The following is a 20,576-nucleotide window of genomic DNA, read 5'->3' on the forward strand; positions in this document are numbered from 1 at the left end:
ACTGGGGGCTGTGCCCCCAGGCCCCCCATTGGGTCGTATCTCGGCTGCCGGGCCGTTGTGGCTGGGCGCGCAGTTCCCCGCGCCCCTAAAGGGGCGCCCTCAGCGTCGTGTCCGATTTCCGCCAGCCCTCTCGTTCGTTACCGCGCAGACTGGGAGTGTGATTGATGAAGAGACCAGGTACGAAGCCGTGCGGAGCAGGGACGCTCGGTTTGACGGGGAGTTCTTCTTTGCCGTTGCGACGACTGGGATCTACTGTCGGCCGAGTTGCCCGGCGGTGACGCCCAAGCGGCGGAACGTGCGGTTTTACGCTACGGCCGCGGCTGCGCAGGGTTCGGGGTTTCGGGCGTGCCGGAGGTGTCGGCCGGACGCCGTGCCCGGTTCTGCCGAGTGGAACGTTCGCGCGGATGTCGTGGGGCGGGCCATGCGGATGATCGGCGACGGGGTCGTGGACCGTGAGGGTGTCGCCGGGCTTGCCGTGCGGCTCGGGTACAGCGCGCGGCAGGTGCAGCGGCAGCTCACCGCGGAGCTGGGCGCGGGGCCGGTGGCGCTGGCGCGGGCCCAGCGGGCGCACACCGCGCGGGTACTGCTGCAGACGACGGAGCTGCCGATCACGGAGATCGCCTTCGCCGCCGGGTTCGCGAGCGTGCGGCAGTTCAACGACACGATCCGTACGGTGTACGCGTCGACGCCCAGCGAGCTGCGCGCCGCCGCGCCCCGTGGCCGGGGTGCCGCGTCCCGCCGTGCGGCCACCCCGTCCGCCGGCATCCCGCTGCGTCTCGCGCACCGCGGCCCGTACCAGGCCGCCGCCGTCTTCGACCTGCTCGCCGCCGAGGCCGTACCCGGCATCGAGGAGGTGGCCGGAACCTCGGGTTCCCGTACCTACCGCCGCACCCTGCGGCTGCCGTACGGCACGGGCATCGTCGCCGTGGGCGAGACCCGTCCGGCCCCCGCCCGCGCCGGCGGCTGGCTCGACGCCCGGCTGCACCTCACCGATCTCCGCGACCTCACCACGGCCGTACAGCGGTTGCGGCGTCTCTTCGATCTCGACGCCGATCCGTACGCCGTGGACGAGCGGCTGGCCGCCGATCCCCGGCTGGCCCCGCTGGTGGCCGCCCGGCCGGGGCTGCGTTCGCCGGGTGCCGCCGATCCGGAGGAACTGGCGGTGCGCGCAGTGGTGGGGCGGAGTGAGGCCGCGAGGCTGGTACGGGCGTACGGGAAGGTGCTGGACGCGCCCTGCGGGACGCTCACGCATGTCTTTCCCGAGCCGGCCGTCCTCGCCGAAGCCGAGGGTGAGGGTGAGGCCGGGGGCGGGGGCGAGGGTGAACCGGGTGGCGCCCTCGGCACGCTTCGCGCCCTTGCCGCCGCCCTCGCCGACGGTCGCCTGCGGCTCGACCCGGGTGCCGATCGCGACGACGCGCAGGAAGCCCTGCTCGCGCTGCCCGGCATGGATCCCCGCACCATGGCCGTCATCCGCGCCCGCGCTCTCGGCGACCCGGACGTGGCTCCGCCGGGCGAACCCGTTCCCGACACCTGGCGGCCCTGGCGTACCTACGCCCTGCGGCACCTGGAGGCCGCCGGGTAGCGGGCGGGATGAGGGTCCGGGTCAGTCCTCCTCCAGGCCCCAGCTGTGGATCCGCCTCGGATGGACGCGGATCAGCTCCTCGCTGAAGTGAGGGCCCAAGTCATGTGGTCCCGTGAGGAGTTCGGCCTCGCCGCGGATGTCCACGCCGCGTACCTTCCAGGGCCGGAGGCTGACGATGTCGTCGACGACGAGGGCGACCTTCGGGTTCTTCCGCAGGTTGCGCCACTTCTTCGTGGTCCCCAAGGCCGAACCGCCGATCAGGATCGTCCCGTCGTCCTGTGGAAAGAAGCCGACGGGGTTCGCCTGCGGCTGGCCGTGCTGGTCGACGGTGGCCAGCCGGCCCAGCCGCTGCGACTTGAGATACGCCCGCTCGGCTTCGCTGAATTCGGTCATGGCAAGAGCCAAACACGTACGTCATGCCGTACGCATCCGATCCTCGGCCTAGGTCTGGAGACCTGTTTCCGCTCCGTCGACGGGGCTCACGGCGTGGGCAGCCCCCAGCGCGGTGCCTCCTCGTTCGGCTCGACGGGTGCGATCCGCAGGTCCGGCCGGTCGCCCTTCGCCGTGATGAGCGCCGACTCGCCCTTCCGCAGGGGGACTTGGATCGCACCGTCGCCCACGGACTCGTACCGCAGTGGACGTCCCCGGCCGTCCCGTACCTCGATCGGGCCCGCGATGCCATGCCGTACGACGCAGGGGGCGCCAGCCTCGCTGACCAGCCGGACCCAGCGGGTCACCCCGTCCTTGCGCACGGCACTGAGCAGAAACGCACCCTCCGTACGGAAGTCGTGGACGGTCAGGTCCGCCCAGGCCGCGGGCAGGGCGGGGAAGATGCGGATGATGCCGCCCCAGGACTGGCAGATCATGTCGTGCAGGGACTGGGCAGCTGAGAGGGGAGTCTCGATGACCGGGCCCGACTCCTTGTACATGGTGTTGGGCTGGATGAAGCGGGACATGAGCTGGCCGAGGTACGTGAGCGCGTCCTCGCCCTTGCCGAGCAGTGCCGACATGGAGGCCGCGCCCGTGAACGTATAGCCCTGGAGGGCGCCCTCGAAGCCGACCCAGTGGGCCAGCGACTTCTCGATCAAGGCCTTTTCGTCGGGGGTGTCGCCGGTGAGCTCGTACAGCGGGTAGACCGCCAGCAGATGCGAGTAGTGGCGGTGCGACTTCGCGAAGGGGATGTCCGCGCCGATCATGAAGCCGTTCTCGTCCGTCGGATAAGCGACCCGTTTGGCCAGCACCTCGCGCCAGCGCGGCGCCGACTCGTCGTCGATGCCGAGGAGTTCGGCGGACTCGAGGAGGGTGCGGCAGCCCCATGTCAGCAGCATCAGGTCGTAGTTGCAGTCCCGCGAGTTGCCGCCGTACTCGGGCGAGAAGGTGGCCGGGAGGTGCAGCTTGCCGTCGGCGCCCGGCTCCAGGAAGTGCAGGTAGTAGTTGATCGCCTTGCGGAGGAGGGGGAAGAGGACGTCGCGGAGGATCGACTCGTCCATGGTGTGGCGGTAGCTGAGCCAGACGTTGTGCAGGGCCCAGGTGAGGTTGCCGACCTCGGGGGTCGGCGGGTCCTGGCCCGGGATGCCGACGCCGTAGCCCAGTCCGGGGGTGGTCGCGCCGCCGTTGACCAGCGAGGCGTCGGTGGTGCGGGGGATGCCGAGTGAGTCCGCGCGGTACGCGGGCGCCATCTCGGCCGTGAGGTTGTCCCGGAACTCGCTCAACGCCCTTGTCACAGCGTCGAGTTCGAGATGATTGGAGCCGTGGATCAGCCAGTACTCCAACTGCACGTTCAGGTTCCACCACGTCGCCGGCCACGGCGTCGACTCCAGCCAGGGGCCGCTCGTCGCCATCACGGGTGCGTCCCGGCGGGCCGCGGAGGCCGTCTTGTAGAGCTGGATCCAGTAGAAGCGCTGGATGCGGGCGTCGGGCAGCGAGAGGAAACTCTTCCGGTAGAAGGCGTGCCACCAGACACGATGCGCCACCGCCAGAAGGTCGTACGAGAGGTACGAGGCGTTCCGGACGGCGGCCAGGGCCCGCCCGAGCGCCGTCGACTTCGGATACGAGTGCGCGACATGCGCGTACAGCGTCCGCGTACGGCCCCGGGTGCGCTCCCGCCACGCGGTGACGTGCTGCCCGCCGGACAGCAGCGGTTGTACGGCGGTGGAGATGCCGTCGTGTTCCCCGGTCTCGGCGGGCGGGTTGGCCGCGTACCCCTCCGGCAGTGGCCGGAACGCGGCGCGCGGGCTGATCGCCTCCGCCGGGTGGAACACCCACTTGAAGTCGCGTTCGCCCTCGCTCGGTGTCACCTCGACGGCGAGTACGGAGCGGGAGGTGTGCACGAGGGCGCGGATCTTGAGGGTGCCCTTGTCGGTGGTGAGCGTGCCGGTCAGCTCGGCGTCGCGCAGCCCGAGCCGCCAGTCCAGGCCGGTGATCGTGCCCACCGGCTCCAGCGTGAAGTGGCCGATCGGCAGCCGCGCGAGCCCGAACAGCGAGCCGAACTGCGGGCGGTGGTCCTGGACTTCGGAGTGCTGCACGTTGAAGCGGACGGCCGCGGTTTCCCTGCCCGGTTCGGCGTAGATGCCGGAGCCGAGGAAGCCGTTGCCCAGGTACGGGCCCTCGTACCAAGTCTTCGGCATCCGCTGCCAGACGAGGTCCGCGTCGTCGAGGACGGTGCTCCAGGGGTCGGCGGCGCCCACACCCACGGTGCCGATCCCGGCCCCGGACTCGGCCCCGGACTCGGCTCTCGCCTGGGCCGGCAGCCCGCCCGCGAGCAGCGTCCCGCCGAGGGCGGAGCCGGTGGCGAGCACGGTACGTCTGGATGGGCTGGGCATGGTGCCTCCTGGCGGCTCATAAGTCGTACAGCAGTCGTGCAGCTCTCGTGCAGCGCGGCGATTCATCGGAGCTATCCCAGAGCGCAACGTAGAGTTGATGCGTGAGCTCGTCAATAAGACGGGAGAGATCCGATGTGTTGGTGGGGTGTTGGTGAGATTCAGTGTGCTGATGACATTCGGTGTGCTGGGCGCAGGCTCAGCCCCAGAACACCGCTCCCAGCCACGCCCCCGTGATCAGCAGACACGCGAACAGCTCCACCAGAAAGCCGGTCCCGCCCGAGCGCATCACCAGGCGGACCGATGCCACGGCTTCCCTGTGCCCGCCCAGACGCAGCCGTTCGGCGAGATAGATGCCGCCCAGGAAGCCGGGAATCGCACCGAGCACCGGCAGCACGAAGAAGCCGAGCAGCGCCCCGGCCCCGGCGTACGCCGCCATGCGCGGGGTGGCCCTCTTCTCGAGCCGTCGGCGTGGCGGCAGCTGCCAGCGGATCACCTGGGAGAGGAACTGGACGCAGGTGGCGCCCACGAGGACCGCCCAGGAAAGCCCTTCGGGGTCCTCGAACGCCCACCACAGGACCGCCGCCCACACCAGCCACGACCCGGGCGCACCGGGCACCAGCACGCCGCTCAGGCCGAGAAGTATCACGAGGCCGACCAGCAGGAGTTCCCAGGCTCCCATCTCTCCAGCGTGCCGGAGTCCGGGCGGAACCGCAGGTCAGTTCCGGGCCACCCAGCCTCTCTCGTACGCATGCCAGCCGAGCTGGAGCCGTGTCGTCACGCCGGTCAGCTCCATCAGCCGCTTCACCCGGCGCTGTACGGTCCGCAGGCCGAGGTCGAGCTGTTTGGCGACGCTCGCGTCGGTCAGTCCGGCGAGGAGCAGGGACAGGATCTCCAAGTCCGCGGCATCGGGTCCGTCCGGCTCCTGCTCGGCGAGCGTGCCGGCCGCGTCGAGGCGCAGCGGGAGCGCGTCACGCCACACCGCTTCGAACAACGCCGACAGTGAGGTGAGCAGCTCGCTCGCGTGCACCACGAGCGCGGCCGGTTCCAGGGCGTGCGAGGTCAGCGGCACCATGGCGAGCGTCCGGTCGACCATCACCAGCTTGGTCGGCACCTGGTCCACGACCCGTAACTGGACCCGTGCCTCTTCGTCGCGGCCGAGCGCCTCGGACAGTTCGACGATGCCGGTGGGCCGGTGCAGCACCGCGCGCTCGACGACCAGCCGGGAGCGGGCGGCCTGTCCCTGCGCGTTGCTCTCGGCCCCTGTGACGGCGACGTTCTCGGTCCCCGTGACGGCGACCGGGTTGTCGGTGACCAGCGCGCACACTTCCTCGCTCGCGCCGAGCCGGAGCTGCAGAAACCGCTGCGAGACCGCGGCCGCGCCGGTCACCACCTCGACCAGGTCGTGCACGGCGGACCCGGCGGCCTGTGCGCGGTACTCCTCGGCGAGCAGCGCGGCCGCCAGCTCCGCCTCCTCCAGCTCGTGCCGCCGCTGGGTGAGCAGCGCCCCGAGGGCGACCCCGGGCGGCGCCGCGACCCAGCGCCCCGGCCGGGCCGACGACCGGGCCGCGAGCCCGTGCCGCTCCAGGCGGCGCAGCGCGCGCTCGGTGTCGTGCTCGCCGAGCGTGAGCCGCCGCGCGAGGTCCGGCACGTCGGCGGCGCCCACGGACACCAGCGCCCGGTACGCCGACTCGTGCGTCTCGTCCAGACCGATCGCTCCCAGCACCGGCGACGTCCCTCCCCGAAGACCGGCCGTGGCGGAGAACGGCCACGGCGCACACCCTCCCCCGACTGCCTCCCCCAGCTATTGCCGGGGATGCCCCCAGAGGTACCCGGCACATCATTCCCGTACCACCCGCCTGTCCGCCAAGGTCGCGCCACCGCGGCATCAACTGCCGCCGCTCCAACGGCCGGTCACTCCAGTGCCGCCGGAGGCTTCTCCGGGGGCGCCCGGCGGTCTCGTATCGTCGTTCGACCTCCAATCCACCGGCCGGTTTTTCCTGATGCACCGTTTTCATCCGGCCGGTGCAGTGGACAATTGGGGGCATGAGCCAGCAGGGGGAGACGCCCACCGGTCATGAGGACGACTGGTGGCGGCAGTTGTACGACGACTCCACCGAGGACACGGGGCCGGCGGCCGCGGCTGATTCCCTCGACGACCGGTTCGCCTCGGCGGCGGGGACGGTCGGAGCTGTTCCGCACCAGGGTCCCGCCGACGGCCTGGCCGACGGTCCGGCCGGTGGTTCGGTCGGCGGTCCGGTCGGCGGGGGCACCGCCGCGAAACCGCCGTCCTCGGGGCCGCCGGGCGGCAATGCGCTGCGGCGCAGCGGGCTCCAGCGGCAGCGGGCGCCCTGGGAGGCGCCGCCCCCCGAACCCACGGGACCCATGTCCTTCCCGCCGGCACCCAAGTCGTCGGCATTCCCCACGGAGGCGTCCCACGGCGATACGTCCACGGAGACGCCCGGGGCGGCGGTGCCCGAATCGCGGGCGCCCACCGGCGGTCCCGTCGGTCCGTCGGCTGCCGTCACGTCCGCCGATGCGGGTCGGTCGTCGGCGCATTCCGTGCCAGCCGATGCGCGTCCGTCGTCGGTACCCTCCGCGCCCTCCGCGCCCTCCGCGCCCGAACGGGCTCAGCCGGACCCGTCCGCCGGGCGGAACCCGTCCGCCGGGCGGGCCGACACCCCGGCCGACGTCCCAATCGACGCCTCGTACGGCAAGCGGGCCGGGCCACCGGCCGGCGGTCCGCCCGCCACACTGGTCGACGCGCTGTCAAAGACCCCCACGGACGCTCCGCCGAAGGCCTCCTCGGACGTCCCGTCGGACGCCCCGTCCACCACTGACGCCCCTCCGACCCCGGCCATCACCACCGTCGACTACGTGGGCTCCGGCCCGCCCACCTACGAGGCCGAACCCACCGCCCTGCCGCCCGCGGACCCCGACGATCTCGACGACCTGGTCGCCGACACCGTGCTGGACGGGGCGCACTACGGGACCTGCACGCTGCGGGCCGCTTCCGTGCGCGGGGACTCCGCGCGGTACCGGGGTGAGCCGCGGCGGGACTCGCTGCTGACCGCCCGGTTCGGGACGGGGGAGCAGGCGCTCGTACTCGTCGCCATGGCGACCGGAGCACGGGCCACGCCGGATGCCCACCGGGCCGCCGCCGAGGCCTGTCAGTGGATCGGGCGGGCCGTGGGCCGCAGCCATCCGCGGCTGGCCGAGGACATCAGGGCCGCCCGGCGCGGCGACCTCAAGTCGGGTCTGCACCGGCTCACCGACCGCAGCCTCGGCAAACTCCGGGCCACCGCCGCCGAGCAGGGCATCGACCCCGAGGAGTACACGGCGAGCCTGCGCTGCCTCCTGCTCCCCGCCGACCCCGAGTGCCGTACGCGCGTCTTCTTCGGCGTCGGCGCGGGCGGCCTGTTCCGGCTGCGTGACGGCGAGTGGCAGGACATCGAGCCGCGCGTCGCCGAGACCACCGGCGAGGCCGTGGTCGGCTTCGGCTCGCTGCCCTCCGAGACGCCCGAGGGCGACCGGCTCACCATGGACCTCGGCATCGCCACACCCCCGAGCCCGTACGAGCCCGCCCCCGTGCCGCCTCGCGCCCCCTTCCGCTTCCGCGCCTCCGTCGCCCGACCGGGAGACACGCTGCTCCTGTGCACGGGCGGCATGGCCGAGCCCTTGCGCGGCGAACCCGGCCTCGCCCGCCATCTGACGGCCCGCTGGACGGACACCGAGCCGCCGGGCCTGGCCGCGTTCCTCGCCGACGTCCAGGTGAGGGTCAAGGGGTACGCGGACGACCGCACGGCTGCGGCTGTCTGGGAGGCGTGACTGCGGGGATCCTCAGGAGCGGACGCCGCGCACCCTGCGCAGCCCCACCGCACAGACCCCGCAGACCGCACCCCAGACGGCGTTGACGAGGAAGAGCGGGACGATGGCCTGCGGATGTGCGAGGGGGCCCTGGAGTTCTCCCGTGAGGACGGGGGAGAGGGCCGCGCTCAGGACCAGGGCTGCCGCCGCGTACGCCAGGCCTGTGGTGACCAGGGTCAGGAAAGGCTCGCGTACCCGGCTGAGGCCGACCGCGAGAATCCAGGTCAGCGTGATGAACACGGTGAGGGTCAGCGAGGTCGCGGATTTCCCGAGCGCGTCGCTCAGGCCGACGATCGAGAACGGCGGCCGGAGCAGCGCGGTGGCCGTCAGGGCAGTCACCAGCGGCCAGTTGAGGCCGCGCAGGCGCTCGGCGAGCGGGAGGTCGGTCTCGGTTGTCTTCATGCGGCCAGCGTCGGCGGACGGCTCGCGTCGGAACGTCGGTCCGCGGCTGACACCTGCCATACCCCACGAGTTGCGCCCGCGCGGCGCCGCGTACCGCTGTGGTTGCGGGGCGGGCGCGGCCTGTTCCGTCGCGTGGAGGAGGGCGGTGGTCACGCGGTCTGCCTAGGCTGGCCGTATGGCCACCGGCACCGCTTCCCGTGCGCTCCCGCGTCCGCTGCGTGAACGCCCGCTGTCCCGTGCACGTCTGCGTCCGCCCCGCGGCCGCGGGGCGGACGCCGCCCTCGCCTCCGGCGTCTTCCTGCTGGTGGCCGTGGGCAGTCTGAGGTCGCTCATCGGCGAACGGGAGGAGTCCTGGGCGGTCACCTCCGCCGGCTGGGTGCTGATCGCCGCCGTCTGCGGGGCCCTGTACTTCTGCCGCCGCCACCCCGTGGCCGTCGCCGCGTTCGTGCTGGCCTGCAACGCGGCGTACTACCTCAACAGCGCCTACGACGGGCCGCTCATGGTCGCGTTCGTCGTGGCGCTGTACTCGGTCGCGGCCGAGGGGCGTCTCCAGTCGGCGATAGCCCTGGCCGCGCTGAGCGTGATCGGCACCGGCCTCGGCACGCTGGCGGGCAACGAGGACGTCAACGGCGTCGCCGTGTTCATGCTGACGGGCTGGCTCGTCGGGGTGATCGCGCTCGGCTGGGTACGGCACAGCCGCCAGGCCTACGCCCGGGAGGCGGAGCAGCGCGCGGCGAGCGAGGAGCGGCTGCGCATCGCGCGCGAGCTGCACGATGTCATCGGCCACCACATCTCGCTCGTCAACGTCCAGTCCGCGGCGGCCCTGCGGCGCCTGCAGAAGGACCCGGTCAAGGGCGCGGAGAGGGCCGGGGAGGCGCTGGGAGCGATCAAGGAGTCCAGCCGGCAGGCCCTGCGTGAACTGCGGGCCACCCTCGGCGTGCTGCGGCAGGCCGACGAGGCGGCGCCCACCGCGCCGACGGCCGGACTCGACCGGATGGGCGAGCTGGTCGAAGCCGCCCGGCTCGCGGGTCTCGACGTACGCACGCAGACCGACGGCGGGCGGCGGCCGCTGCCCACCGAGGTGGACCTGGCCGCGTACCGCATCGTCCAGGAGTCCCTCACCAACGTGACCCGCCACGCCCGGGCCACCACGGTCACGGTCCGCGTCGACCGGGGCCCTGCCGATGTCACGGTCGAGATCACCGACGACGGCCAGGGACCCGCCCCGGCCGGCGGGATGCCCGGCAGCGGCATCAGCGGTATGCGCGAGCGGGCCCGCGCGCTGGGCGGCGAACTCACCGCGGGACCCGCGCCGGGCAGGGGTTTCACCGTGCGCGCCCGGCTTCCGTACGAGATTCCGTATGACGTTCCGAACGTTCCGAAACCGAACATTCCGCATGAGGTTCCGAACGAGAACGGAGCACCCTCACCGTCATGATCAAGGTGGTGCTGGCGGACGACCAGCGGCTGGTGCGCGCCGGGTTCCGTTCGATCCTGGAGGACGAGGACGACATCGAGGTGCTCGGCGAGGCGGGCGACGGCGAGCAGGCCGTCGCCGCCTGCCGTGAACTGCGCCCGGACGTATTGCTCCTGGACATCCGCATGCCCGGCGTCGACGGTCTGGAGGCGGCCCGGCGGATCGCCGCCGACGCCCGCCTGGACGCCGTCAAGGTCGTCATCCTGACCACCTTCGACCTGGACGACTACGTGTACGGCGCGCTGCGCGCCGGTGCCAGCGGCTTCCTGGTCAAGGACACCGAACCCGAGGAACTGGTGCACGCCGTGCGGGTGGCGGCCCGCGGCGACGCGCTGATCAGCCCTACGGTCACGCGCCGGCTGATCGCCGAGTTCGCCGGACGGGCCAGAGCCCCGGAGCCGAGCCCGCGCCTGAACGCCCTGACCGAGCGCGAGAGCGAGGTCATGCGGCTCGTCGCGGCCGGACTGACGAACGACGAGATCGCCGCCCGCCTCGTCCTCAGCCCCGCCACCGCCAAGACCCACGTCAGCCGCATCATGACCAAGCTCGACGTCCGCGACCGCTCCCAACTCGTGGTCCTGGCATACGAGTCCGGCATGGTCAGCCCCGGCTGGCTGACCGAGTAGCAACCACGGACGTAGGCGGGCGCGGGCGCCCGCAACCGGTGGGGTACGGCAGGTGACCGCCGTAGGCCGACGCCCTGTGGCCCACCGCGATCCGACGCTGTGGGCATGACCACACACCCCCCTTCAGCTAAGGCTCCCAAGGCCCCTTCTGCCAAGGCTTCCAAGGCCGCGGCCGCCCTCGTCGGCCTGCTGGCCGGCGGTGCCGCGGGCTTTCTGCTGACCCAGGCCGCGGCCGCCTTCTTCGCCTTCGTCCTCGACCGCGCCCTCGATGTGGACGGCAGCGGCGTACTGCTGGCCGTCTTCGTCGCGGTGCCGGTGGTCTGCGCCGCTCTCGGCGCCGCCGTCGCCGTCCGGCTCCCACGTCCGAGCCGCGGGAGCTGGTGAACCATGGCCTCGGCACACCGCACGTCGACCGTCGAACCCGTCGTCGACCGAACAGGCGTCTTCGGCCGCCTCGCCTCCTGGTCCCAGCGCCACCGGTGGAGCGCCGTGCTCCTGTGGATCCTCGTCGTCGCGGCGATCACCGCCGGCTCGCAGGCCGCGGGCAGCAGCTACCGCAACGACTTCACCCTGCCCGGCACCGACTCCCAGGCCGCCACCGATCTGCTCGAGCGGCACGGCTCGGCGCAGGCGGGCGACAGCGTGCAGATCGTCTTCAAGGACACCGAGGGGCTGAGGGGCGACCGCGCCGACATCGAGCCCATGCTCGACCGGGTGCGCGGCCTGCCCGCCGTCACCGACGTCCGCAGCCCGTACGCCGATGCCGCCGCCGTCTCCGAGGACGGCACCGTCGGCTACGCCACCGTCGTCCTCGACGACAAGGCCGAGAACGTACCCAAGGAGGACGTCACCCGGATCATCGACACCGCCCGCACGGCCGCCGGCGACGGCCTGACCGTCGAACTCGGCGGAGACGCGGTGCGCGGCGCCGAAGAAGAGGAGGGCGGGGCCGCCGAGGGCGCGGGCATGCTCGCCGCACTGGTCGTCCTCGTACTGCTCTTCGGCTCCGTGGTGGCCGCCATGCTGCCGCTGGTCACCGCGCTCTTCGCGGTCGGCGGTGCGGTCGGACTGATCGCGCTGGCCTCCCACGTCTTCACCATCGCCGACTTCACCCCGCCGATCATGCTGCTGGTCGGTCTCGGCGTCGGCGTCGACTACGCCCTGCTGATCTTCTACCGCTACCGGCACGAACTCACCCACGGCGCGGACCGGCGGAGGGCGGCCCGTACCGCCCTGGACGCCGCGGGCCGCACGGTCTTCTTCGCCGGCTGCACCGTCATCATCGCCCTGCTCGGCCTGGTCGCCCTGGGACTCGGCTCGCTCCAAGGCGTGGCCCTGGCCGTCGCGCTGACGGTCCTCGTCACCATGGCCGCCTCGCTGGTCCTGCTGCCCGCCCTGCTGGCACTCTTCGGCAACCGCATCCAACGGCACGTACGCAGGCGAGCGGCCCGGGCGGAAGCCAAGGGCAGGGAGGAAGGCCGCCGTTGGCGACGGCTGGCCTCGGCCGTGCAGCGGCGCCCGCTGCCCGCGCTGCTGGCCGCCGTGGTGGCCCTGCTCGCGCTGTCCGCCCCGGCGCTCGGCATGCGCCTCGGCTTCGCCGACGCGGGCAACGACCCGGCGTCGTCCACCAGCCGTAAGGCGTACGACCTGCTGGCCGAGGGCTTCGGCCCCGGGTTCAACGGCCCCCTGCTCGTGGTCGCCCAGGGCGGTACAGCCGCCGCCGAGGAACTGCGGACCACACTGACCCGCACCGACGGCATCGCCGCCACCACTCCGCCGCTGCCCTCCGAGGACGGCGCCGTGTCCACCGTCATCGCCTTCCCCCGGACGTCGCCGCAGGACGCGGACACCACACGGCTCGTGCACTCGCTGCGCGACGACGTCCTGCCGCGGCTCGCCGAGGGCACCGACACCACCTACCTGGTCGGCGGGCCCACCGCCGCGGCCCAGGACTTCGCCGACTCGGTCTCCGCGCGGATGCCGCTGTTCGTCGCCATCGTCGTCGGCCTGTCCGGCCTCCTGCTCATGGCGGTCTTCCGGTCCGTCCTGATTCCCCTCAAGGCCGCGCTGCTCAACCTGCTGTCGATCGCGGCGGCGCTCGGCGCCATCACCCTGGTCTTCCAGCACGGCTGGTTCGGTGTGCAGCCCGGCCCCATCGAGGCGTTCATCCCCGTGATGATCTTCGCGATCGTCTTCGGACTGTCCATGGACTACGAGGTGTTCCTCGTCTCCCGCATCCACGAGGAATGGGAGCGGACGCGGGACCCCTCGCACGCGGTCCGCGAGGGCCTGGCCGCCACCGGCAAGGTCATCACGGCCGCCGCTGCCATCATGATCGTGGTCTTCGCCGCCTTCGTCCTCAGCCCGAACCGCATGCTCCAGCAGTTCGGCCTCGGTCTGGCGGTCGCCATACTCCTCGACGCCGTGGTGATCCGCTGCCTGATCGTCCCGGCCGCCATGCAACTCTTCGGCAGGCGCGCCTGGTGGCTCCCCGCCCCGCTGGCCCGGCTCCTCCCGAAGATGGCACTGGAACGACCGGAGGGCGACTGACTCCGACGTCCACGTCGAGTTCACGCCGACCTCCGTGTCGAGTTCCAGCCGCCGATACACGGGTTCACCTCCCCTTGTACGGGGAACCCGTGGCCGTGCCCGCAGGTGGTTGACGATTCGACATGACTGTCACGTTCTGGTCGGGGCATGCATCTCGTGAAAGTGTTCGAGCGGTTCGAGCAGGAGGGGATGAAATCGGCGTGCGGGCGGGGGCCATGAAGAGGCAGGCACGAGGAGGCGGTCCCGTCGTATCCGGGGCCTTCCCGGTGAAGACGGTGAAAACGGGGAAGACGGCGGAGGAACCGGCGGACAGTGCCACGGACCAGCACGGCTTTCCGCAGCTCAAGCGCAGGTTGAGGCGGGCCGATCTGCGAGCCGTGCCCGAAGTGCGCAGGGCGCTGCGGGAGTTGCTCTCCCAGTGGGGCAGGCCCGGCAGATCCGAGATAGCGGAACTGCTGACCAGCGAACTCGTCACCAACGCCCTCGTCCACACCGACCACGACGCGGTGGTCACGGCCACGGTCGGCCCGCGTGGACTCCGGGTGGAGGTGAGGGACTTCGTGGGGCGCAAGCCGAGCCCGCGGGTGCCGAACGCCGACGACGGTACGCATGGCCGAGGCCTCTTCCTCGTACAGTCGCTCGCGGACGCGTGGGGCGTACGGGTGCACGGCGTGGGCAAGGCGGTGTGGTTCGAACTGAGCGGCGGCGCGGCCTAGAAGCAGGCCACGCCGCCGTAGAAAGCGCCGTACAAAGCAAGGCAACGAGGGGGAGCCGGAGCTCGACCCTCAGCCGAACTGCTGCTCCAGGTCCTTCAGCTTGCGCTCCAGGGAGTCCAGCCGCGGCAGAGCCATCGTGTCGTCCTCGGCGGTGAGATCGACGGTGACCGGCTCAGGGCCGCTCGTCACGGCCGCGAGGGAGGGACGGGCGCGCACGGGCAGTGGTTCCGGCGTCGATATAGCAGGCTCCGCGGTGACCTGAGCGGGCGCCGAGGCGGCCGGCACGGTCTGCATCTCGACCTGCCTGCCGCCGCGCCCCATCAGTCCGCGGTGGCCACGGGTGAGCGCCTTGATGCGGGCACGGTCCAGGCGCTCCTGGTCGCGCCGGCGCAGCCGGTTCTGCTCCTTCTGCCGCTTGTCCTCGCGTACTTCCTCGACGGCCTCGTCCAGGCTGCGCACACCTTCGAGGAGCATCAGCGACCAGGCACCGTAGGTCTCACGGGGCGCACGCAGCCAGCGGACGATCCGGATCTGCGGCAGCGGGCGCGGCACCAGGCCCTGCTCGCGCAGCGCCGCCCGGCGGGTCTGCTTCAGGGCCCGGTCGAACAGCACCGCGGCCGACAGGGACATGCCCGCGAAGAAGTGCGGGGCGCCGGCGTGGCCGAGGCCGCGGGGGGCGTGCACCCAGTTGAACCAGGCGGCGGCGGCCGCGAACGTCCATACAAGTATCCGGGAGCCGAGCGCGGCGTCGCCGTGGCTCGCCTCGCGCACCGCGAGCACCGAGCAGAACATCGCGGCGCCGTCCAGGCCGAACGGAACGAGGTACTGCCAGCCGCCGGAGAGATTCAGGTTCTGCTCGCCGAAGCCGACCAGACCGTGGAAGGAGAGCGCTGCGGCGACCGCGGCGCAGCAGAACAGCAGCACGTAGGAGGCGGTGCCGTATACGGCCTCCTTGCGCCTGCGGCGCTCCTCGCTGCGCTCCCACGAGTCCTCCGCGTGCGCTTTCTCCCCGGAGCGCTTGCCGCGCGCGAGTACCGCCACCGCCGCCAGCATGCCCAGGAGCAGTACGGCGCCCGGAAGCAGCCAGTTCAGCGATATGTCGGTCAGTCTCATCTGGGGTCCCTTGCATTGGGATAGGGCGTAACGCCCGCCATAGTGGCCCAATCCCGTCGGCCCTCAGGGGGGTTTCGGCGCAAGAGGCCGCCAAGGGAGTGCAAGGGGATGCGCAGGGCGACGTTCTGCTCGAACTGCCGGGCGAGGGCCAGGAGTTGAGTGCGAATAAGATTACCCGTACGGATGGTTCTTCGGAAAGTTCCTGCGACAAGTGAGGAAGTTGTGAATCGCCCGTAATCTACAGGGCGGCTTTCAACCGGCCGTGGCAGCAGTCCACTTGTTCCGGAGGGGCGTCATCCGGGCGTCGAGGCGCAGGCCGGCGACCGCTCGGAGGTCACTCAGTCGACCGCGGCCGCCGTCAGCTTCTCGATGCGGACGGCATCGCAGTTGCGCGGGCAGTTGGCGCAGGTGTCCTCGGGGTCCAGGGTGTAGAAGAAGCAGCAGCTCGCCCGGTCGCGGGTGGACAGCGACTCGCCGTTCGGGCCGGTCAGTTCGCGGAACGCGGCCGTGCCGACGTACGGGCGGGTCGCGCCCGGGAGCAGCCGGTCGAGTTCGGCCATGGCGCGCTGCTCCTCGCCGACGAGCTGGCCGATGTACCAGAGTCCCTCGACGAGGTCGTCGGTCGCCATGCCCCACAGGGCGCGGCCCCTGCGCCGCATCCGGGGGCCGAATCCGCCGAGCACCGGTTCCATGTGCTCGGCGACGGCCGTCCGTACCTCTGCGCGCAGGGCCTCCTCGTCCGGTACGACGCGGGCACCGGGCAGCGTGGCCGCCGGGTCGTCCGGCAGACAGGCGAACTCGCCGACCCGCACGGCCATGCGGCCGAGGGTGCGCTGGAAGGAGACGTGTTCCACGGGGAATCGGGGGACGCGGCGCAGCAGGAACCACGGCACCGTGAAGAGCAGACAGGCCGGCCAGGCGTACCGGTGCAGGCCGAAGCTGGCGATGACGTCGGGGCGGGCCTGCTGTCGGTAGTCCTGGAGTGTCTGCGCGTTGTCCCACGCGAGGAACGCGTCGAGGTCGGGTCCGCCCGCCGCGAGCCGGTCTACGGCGACCCAGCCACCGCCCAGCGGGGCCGGTTCCCCGGGGCCGAGCTCGGTGATGCCCAGGTGGGGGAACACCTCGGTCAGGCGGTCGTACGCCTCCGCGACGGCTGAAGGCGCCGGGCGTACGGGGACGCCGGGCGAGGCCGCGGCCGGGGCGGGAACGGACATGCAAGGACCACCGATTCAGGATCGTTTGCAGGTAAGGCTTACCTTATCCGATGTGGTCGAGGTTTGAACTGCCGCCCGCTCCGCCTATCGTGCTGGACTACGGCCACATCGGCCGCAATGGCCACAAGTACCGCCAAGCCCGGAGGAGGCCCCCGTGGAGCAGGAAGCCGGTCCGGGGACACAGGCCCGCCCCGCGGCGGAAGCCCGACCGGGCGGGGGAGCCGTCCGGGTGCCACCGCAGCCGCGGGCGGCGGACGTGGACCGCGAGCGTGGTACTGGCCGGGAGAACGCGTCCCGTGAGCGTGCCGATGGTCCAGGCGAGCCGGACGGGGCCCGAGGCCCCGACCGCAACGGCGGGCGCGGCCCCGAGGCCGGCCGCGCCGACGCGGGCCGCGAGGGCGGTGCACCCAGGGAATCCAGGGAATCCAGGGAATCCAGGGAATCCAGGGAACCTAGGGACGCGACCGCCCACTCGGATGCGGCCCGAGGCGAGCACACCCACAGCGAGCCCCCGCTCCCGCGACCGCGCACGGCACACGGCAGCCTGCCGGGCGGCTCGGCACGCGGGGACGCGCCCGGTGCCGCGAGCCCGGCGGGTCTGGTCGGCGCGCCCCGCACGCCTGGGAGCGAGGGCTCCGCCGCCGCGCCCGATTCCGCGACCCGCGAGGCCTACTCGGGCGGGTACAGGGAGCGCGGTGCAGCCGACGCATACGACGGGCCCGACGGACACGACGGGCCCGATGGATACGACGGGCCCGATGGATACGACAGGCCCGACGAGTACGACGGTCCCGGTACCCACGCCGCCCAGGCGCCCTCCGCGTCCCCTCACGCCTCCGGCCCGCGCACCCCGGCCTCCCGGGCGGCAGCCCCCCGCCCCGTCGTCCAGCGGTCCTCCGTCCGAGGCCAGATCCTCGACGCCCTCCGCGTGGCCCTCGTGGGCGGCGAGCTGGCGCCCGGCGAGGTCTACTCCGCGCCCGCGCTCGGCGAGCGCTTCGGCGTCTCCGCGACCCCCGTACGCGAGGCCATGCAGCAGCTCGCGATCGAGGGCGCCGTGGAGGTCGTACCGAACCGTGGCTTCCGTGTCGTCGAGCGCGGCGCGCGCGAGCTGGCCGAGCTCGCCGAGATCCGGGCCCTGCTCGAGGTGCCCGTGATGCTGCGGCTGGCCCGTACCGTGCCCGCCGACCGGTGGACGGAGCTGCGCCCCCTCGCCGAGGCGACGGCACGGATCGCGTCCACCGGCTGCCGGGCCACGTACGTCGAGTCCGACCGCGCCTTCCACCGCGCGGTACTCGCCCTCTCGGGCAACGAGCAGCTCGTACGGATCACCGACGACCTGCACCGCCGCGCCCAGTGGCCCCTCGTCTCCGGCCCCGCGTCCCGCCGCCGCAACGCCCTCATGGCGGACGCCGCCGAACACACCGCGCTCCTCGACGCGTTGATCAACAAGGACCTGTCAGCGGTGCAGCCCCTGGTACGGGATCACTTCGCGGGCGACTGCTGACCGAGCGGCCCACGAAAGCGAACCCAGCGGCCCACCGAGAGCGAACTGCGCACCACCACCACCGCCTCGGCGTTCGTCACGCCGTGGCCGCCGGCGGAGCCAACTGCGGTGCCAGCCACGTCGGTACGCCGCCAAGGAGCCGGAACAGCCGACCTGCCTCGGCCCGCAGCCGGGAGGCGTCCGGCTCCGTCTCCGCGTCGGCGAGGGAAGCCAGAGCGGGCGCCGTGCCCACGAGGTAACCCAGCTCCTCGCGGATCCGGAGGGATTCGGTGAAGCCGTGCCGGGCCTCCGCCAACTCCCCTTCGCGCAGGGCGAGTCCGGCGAGGTGGCGCCAGGTGAAGGAGAGCAGCAGCGAGTCACCCTGGGCGGTCGCGCCGGCGTGGGCGCGGCGGTACGCGGCACGGGCCGCCTGCGGGGAGTGCGCGAGGTTCTCGGCGAGCAGGCCGCGCCGGAAGTCCAGGAGGGCACGGCCCGCAGCGCCCGGTGCGATCAGCGCGGCGGCCCGGCCGAGCGCCGCCCGCGCCTCGTCCGCCCGGTCGCGCACCCCGAGCAGTGTGGCGGCGTACGCGAGCTGTCCCCGCTCGCAGGCCGCCGCGCCCCGCTCGTCGTCGCCCTGGGCCAGCGCCTCCGCCGTACGCAGCGCGTCCTCGGCCTCCGCCCAGCCCTGCTCGGTGTAGAGACAGCGCTCGACGAGGAGCGAGGCCCGCTGGAGCGCGGGTCCCGCCGAGCGCGGTTCGAGAAGCGCGGCCGCGTCGGCCCAGCAGGCGCGCGAGCGCAGCCGCCATACCGCGGTCTGGAGTGGATCGTCCCCTGCAACCGTTCCGTAACCAGACATGGCGGGATGCGCCACGTTGCCCTCCCCGAGCACGCCATTGAGCTGTTGAGTGGTGGCCGCATCTCAGCATGAATCGACGTGCCTGGCCAAGGGGGTGGGTGAAGGATTTCACAAAGTCATGGAAGAACGGACGGCACTTCGTGCCACCGGTGCCCCAGCCCGGTGACCTCAGCTCATCCGCAACGCGAGGAAGAAGTCCAGCTTGTCCTCGAGGCGCGACAGGTCGCGACTCGTCAACTGCTCGATACGGCCCACCCGGTAGCGCAGCGTGTTGACGTGCAGATGCAGGCGGCCCGCGCACCGCGTCCAGGAGCCGTCGCAGTCGAGAAACGCCTCGAGGGTGGGTATCAGCTCGGCGCGATGGCGGCGGTCGTAGTCCCGGAGCGGGTCGAGGAGGCGGGCCGTGAAAGCCCGGCGCACGTCGTCCGGCACGAAGGGCAGGAGCAGGACGTGGGAGGCCAGCTCCTGGTGGCCCGCCGCGCACACCCGTCCGGGGCGGGCGGCGGCGACCCGGCGTGCGTGCCGGGCCTCCTCCAGGGCGCCGCGCAGCCCCTCCGCCGAGTGCACGGCCGCGCTGACGCCGAGGGTGAGCCGGCCGTCGTCGTTCAGGCCCGCCGACAGCGGGGCGCGGACGGCCTCCAGCAGCGCGTCGGCGAGCAGCCCCGACTCGGACCCGTCGTGCTCCGAGGACACCGCCGGAAGGGGTACGAGCGCGATCGCCTCCTCACCCGTATGGGCGACCGCGATCCGGTCGGACGGCTCGGGCCCGGACGCCAGCGGGTCGACGAGTATCTCCTCCAGGAGCGACTGGGCCACAGGCCCGCCGGCTATCTCCCCGCCGTCCCACTCGACGCGGGCCACCACGACCTGCCAGTGCGGGGCCGCACCGAGGCCCGGCAGCAGCACGGGCGCGGCGACCCGCAGCCGCGCCGCGATCTCCGCGGGCGCGGCCCCGGTCTGCACCAGCTCGAGAACCTCCTGGGCGAGTCTGCGGCGTACCGTCCGTGCCGCGTCCCGCCGGTCCCGCTCCACCGCGATCAGCTGCGTGACGCCCTGGAGCAGGTCGAGCCGCTCCGCCGGCCAGTCCCCGGCATCCGCCTCGACCGCGAGCAGCCAGTCGGAGAGCACCGTCTCGCGTACGTCGCGCGAGGCCGCCGCTTCCCGGCCCGCCGCTCCCCGCCCGCTGCTGAGGATCGGGAACAGGGAGTACGTCGTGCCGCTCACCGACACGCGATACGGTCCCCGCCGCCCCGTACGGACCGCCGCCAGGTGCTCGGCGGCCAGCTCGGCGCAGACCTCGGCCGACAGTCCGGGCCCCGAGAGGTTCGAGCCCGCGATCGCGCGCCCGGCGGGCGACAGCACCCAGGCCCGCAGGTCCAGATCGGAGCCGAGCAGGTCAAGGACCACATCCGGGCCGCCGCCCGCTGGACCTGCGGTCATCATCCGCCGGTGGCGGTCGACCACGGCTGCCAGATCCCCGGCACGCTCGCCGGAGACCTGCCGTACGACATGCTCGGTGATCGTCGCGAAGGCCACCGACTCGTCGACGGCGAACAGCGGCAGCCGGTGCCGGGCGCAGGCCAGCACCAGGTCGTCGGGGATGTCGCCCAGCTCGGCCTCACCGGCGGCCAGGGCCGCGACGCCGGCGCCCACGAGGATCCGTACGAAAGGCTCGGAGTCCGCGGCGCCGCGCCGCCAGGCGAGGCCCGTGAGGACCAGCTCACCGCCCGAGAGATAGCGGCTGGGGTCCCGCAGATCCGTGGTCATCACCCCGCGCACGGTGCGGTCCAGCTCGTCCTCGCCGCCGAGCAGCCGCAGGCCCAGCGCATCGGTGTCCAGCAGTGCGCGCAGCCGCATTTCTCGTCGCCGCC

17 protein-coding genes are annotated in these 20,576 nt (G+C 72.6%); 8 read left to right on the forward strand and 9 right to left on the reverse strand.

Annotation, left to right across the window (positions count from 1 at the left end):
* Positions 1 to 160 precede the first annotated feature (160 nt).
* Positions 161 to 1,582 carry an AlkA N-terminal domain-containing protein gene (locus G5C60_RS31785; RefSeq protein WP_420907428.1) on the forward strand — a complete coding sequence of 474 codons (1,422 nt, stop codon included), beginning with the start codon at positions 161 to 163 and terminating at the stop codon, positions 1,580 to 1,582.
* Between the two features lie 21 nt (positions 1,583 to 1,603).
* Here the strand turns inward: G5C60_RS31785 and G5C60_RS31790 are convergent, their stop codons facing one another.
* The 4 genes from G5C60_RS31790 to G5C60_RS31805 form a co-directional block, all read right to left on the reverse strand.
* Complete coding sequence (locus tag G5C60_RS31790) at positions 1,604 to 1,975, reverse strand: PPOX class F420-dependent oxidoreductase (RefSeq protein ID WP_165264464.1); 372 nt, start codon at positions 1,973 to 1,975, stop codon at positions 1,604 to 1,606.
* A gap of 86 nt (positions 1,976 to 2,061) precedes the next feature.
* Complete coding sequence (locus tag G5C60_RS31795) at positions 2,062 to 4,404, reverse strand: glycosyl hydrolase family 95 catalytic domain-containing protein (RefSeq protein ID WP_165264465.1); 2,343 nt, start codon at positions 4,402 to 4,404, stop codon at positions 2,062 to 2,064.
* A gap of 196 nt (positions 4,405 to 4,600) precedes the next feature.
* Positions 4,601 to 5,083, reverse strand: coding sequence for a DUF456 domain-containing protein (locus tag G5C60_RS31800; protein ID WP_165264466.1), 483 nt, complete (start codon positions 5,081 to 5,083; stop codon positions 4,601 to 4,603).
* Positions 5,084 to 5,119: 36 nt separating this feature from the next.
* Complete coding sequence (locus G5C60_RS31805; protein ID WP_165264467.1) at positions 5,120 to 6,127, reverse strand: helix-turn-helix domain-containing protein; 1,008 nt, start codon at positions 6,125 to 6,127, stop codon at positions 5,120 to 5,122.
* Between the two features lie 320 nt (positions 6,128 to 6,447).
* Here G5C60_RS31805 and G5C60_RS31810 point away from each other — a divergent pair, with 320 nt between their 5' ends.
* Positions 6,448 to 8,229 (forward strand): protein phosphatase 2C domain-containing protein, encoded by a 1,782-nt coding sequence (locus G5C60_RS31810; RefSeq protein WP_165264468.1) that lies wholly within the window; start codon positions 6,448 to 6,450, stop codon positions 8,227 to 8,229.
* 12 nt (positions 8,230 to 8,241) lie between these two features.
* Here the strand turns inward: G5C60_RS31810 and G5C60_RS31815 are convergent, their stop codons facing one another.
* Positions 8,242 to 8,670: a hypothetical protein gene (locus G5C60_RS31815; RefSeq protein ID WP_165264469.1), complete on the reverse strand. Its 429-nt coding sequence runs from the start codon at positions 8,668 to 8,670 to the stop codon at positions 8,242 to 8,244.
* 175 nt (positions 8,671 to 8,845) lie between these two features.
* Between G5C60_RS31815 and G5C60_RS31820 the strand changes: the two genes are divergently transcribed.
* The 5 genes from G5C60_RS31820 to G5C60_RS31840 all read left to right on the forward strand — a co-directional run bounded on the left by G5C60_RS31820 (position 8,846) and on the right by G5C60_RS31840 (position 14,039).
* Complete coding sequence (locus tag G5C60_RS31820; RefSeq protein WP_165264470.1) at positions 8,846 to 10,108, forward strand: sensor histidine kinase; 1,263 nt, start codon at positions 8,846 to 8,848, stop codon at positions 10,106 to 10,108.
* Positions 10,105 to 10,773, forward strand: a complete 669-nt coding sequence (locus tag G5C60_RS31825) for a response regulator (RefSeq protein ID WP_165264471.1) — start codon at positions 10,105 to 10,107, stop codon at positions 10,771 to 10,773. The genes G5C60_RS31820 and G5C60_RS31825 overlap by 4 nt, the downstream gene beginning before the upstream one ends.
* Positions 10,774 to 10,878: 105 nt before the next feature.
* Positions 10,879 to 11,157, forward strand: a complete 279-nt coding sequence (locus tag G5C60_RS31830; protein ID WP_165264472.1) for a hypothetical protein — start codon at positions 10,879 to 10,881, stop codon at positions 11,155 to 11,157.
* Positions 11,158 to 11,160: 3 nt separating this feature from the next.
* Entirely contained in the window at positions 11,161 to 13,323 is a 2,163-nt protein-coding gene (locus G5C60_RS31835; RefSeq protein ID WP_165264473.1) for an MMPL family transporter, read from the forward strand.
* A gap of 275 nt (positions 13,324 to 13,598) precedes the next feature.
* Positions 13,599 to 14,039: an ATP-binding protein gene (locus G5C60_RS31840; RefSeq protein WP_420907427.1), complete on the forward strand. Its 441-nt coding sequence runs from the start codon at positions 13,599 to 13,601 to the stop codon at positions 14,037 to 14,039.
* A 69-nt stretch (positions 14,040 to 14,108) separates the two neighbouring features.
* Here the strand turns inward: G5C60_RS31840 and G5C60_RS31845 are convergent, their stop codons facing one another.
* Together G5C60_RS31845 and G5C60_RS31850 are read right to left on the reverse strand one after the other, a co-directional pair.
* Positions 14,109 to 15,152 carry a DUF2637 domain-containing protein gene (locus G5C60_RS31845; protein WP_165264475.1) on the reverse strand — a complete coding sequence of 348 codons (1,044 nt, stop codon included), beginning with the start codon at positions 15,150 to 15,152 and terminating at the stop codon, positions 14,109 to 14,111.
* Positions 15,153 to 15,490: 338 nt separating this feature from the next.
* Entirely contained in the window at positions 15,491 to 16,366 is an 876-nt protein-coding gene (locus G5C60_RS31850) for a (2Fe-2S)-binding protein (protein ID WP_165264476.1), read from the reverse strand.
* 544 nt (positions 16,367 to 16,910) lie between these two features.
* On the opposite strand from G5C60_RS31850, the gene G5C60_RS31855 reads away from it, so the two are divergent.
* The gene (locus G5C60_RS31855; protein WP_165264485.1) at positions 16,911 to 17,870 is read left to right on the forward strand and encodes a GntR family transcriptional regulator; all 960 of its coding nucleotides are present in this window, start codon (positions 16,911 to 16,913) and stop codon (positions 17,868 to 17,870) included.
* 76 nt (positions 17,871 to 17,946) lie between these two features.
* Here the strand turns inward: G5C60_RS31855 and G5C60_RS31860 are convergent, their stop codons facing one another.
* Positions 17,947 to 18,720: a hypothetical protein gene (locus tag G5C60_RS31860; protein ID WP_165264477.1), complete on the reverse strand. Its 774-nt coding sequence runs from the start codon at positions 18,718 to 18,720 to the stop codon at positions 17,947 to 17,949.
* 153 nt (positions 18,721 to 18,873) lie between these two features.
* Positions 18,874 to 20,562 (reverse strand): PucR family transcriptional regulator, encoded by a 1,689-nt coding sequence (locus G5C60_RS31865; protein WP_165264478.1) that lies wholly within the window; start codon positions 20,560 to 20,562, stop codon positions 18,874 to 18,876.
* Positions 20,563 to 20,576: the final 14 nt, after the last annotated feature.

Source organism: Streptomyces scabichelini (genome assembly GCF_011045015.1).
GTDB lineage: Bacteria > Actinomycetota > Actinomycetes > Streptomycetales > Streptomycetaceae > Streptomyces > Streptomyces scabichelini.

Bases quoted from the DNA above. Each gene is read 5' to 3' on its own strand.
- G5C60_RS31850 (WP_165264476.1), bottom strand. From the start codon at position 16,366: ATGTCCGTTCCCGCCCCGGCCGCGGCCTCGCCCGGCGTCCCCGTACGC.
- G5C60_RS31795 (WP_165264465.1), bottom strand. From the start codon at position 4,404: ATGCCCAGCCCATCCAGACGTACCGTGCTCGCCACCGGCTCCGCCCTC.
- G5C60_RS31830 (WP_165264472.1), top strand. From the start codon at position 10,879: ATGACCACACACCCCCCTTCAGCTAAGGCTCCCAAGGCCCCTTCTGCC.
- G5C60_RS31845 (WP_165264475.1), bottom strand. From the start codon at position 15,152: ATGAGACTGACCGACATATCGCTGAACTGGCTGCTTCCGGGCGCCGTA.
- G5C60_RS31820 (WP_165264470.1), top strand. From the start codon at position 8,846: ATGGCCACCGGCACCGCTTCCCGTGCGCTCCCGCGTCCGCTGCGTGAA.
- G5C60_RS31815 (WP_165264469.1), bottom strand. From the start codon at position 8,670: ATGAAGACAACCGAGACCGACCTCCCGCTCGCCGAGCGCCTGCGCGGC.
- G5C60_RS31835 (WP_165264473.1), top strand. From the start codon at position 11,161: ATGGCCTCGGCACACCGCACGTCGACCGTCGAACCCGTCGTCGACCGA.
- G5C60_RS31800 (WP_165264466.1), bottom strand. From the start codon at position 5,083: ATGGGAGCCTGGGAACTCCTGCTGGTCGGCCTCGTGATACTTCTCGGC.
- G5C60_RS31810 (WP_165264468.1), top strand. From the start codon at position 6,448: ATGAGCCAGCAGGGGGAGACGCCCACCGGTCATGAGGACGACTGGTGG.
- G5C60_RS31825 (WP_165264471.1), top strand. From the start codon at position 10,105: ATGATCAAGGTGGTGCTGGCGGACGACCAGCGGCTGGTGCGCGCCGGG.
- G5C60_RS31790 (WP_165264464.1), bottom strand. From the start codon at position 1,975: ATGACCGAATTCAGCGAAGCCGAGCGGGCGTATCTCAAGTCGCAGCGG.
- G5C60_RS31865 (WP_165264478.1), bottom strand. From the start codon at position 20,562: ATGCGGCTGCGCGCACTGCTGGACACCGATGCGCTGGGCCTGCGGCTG.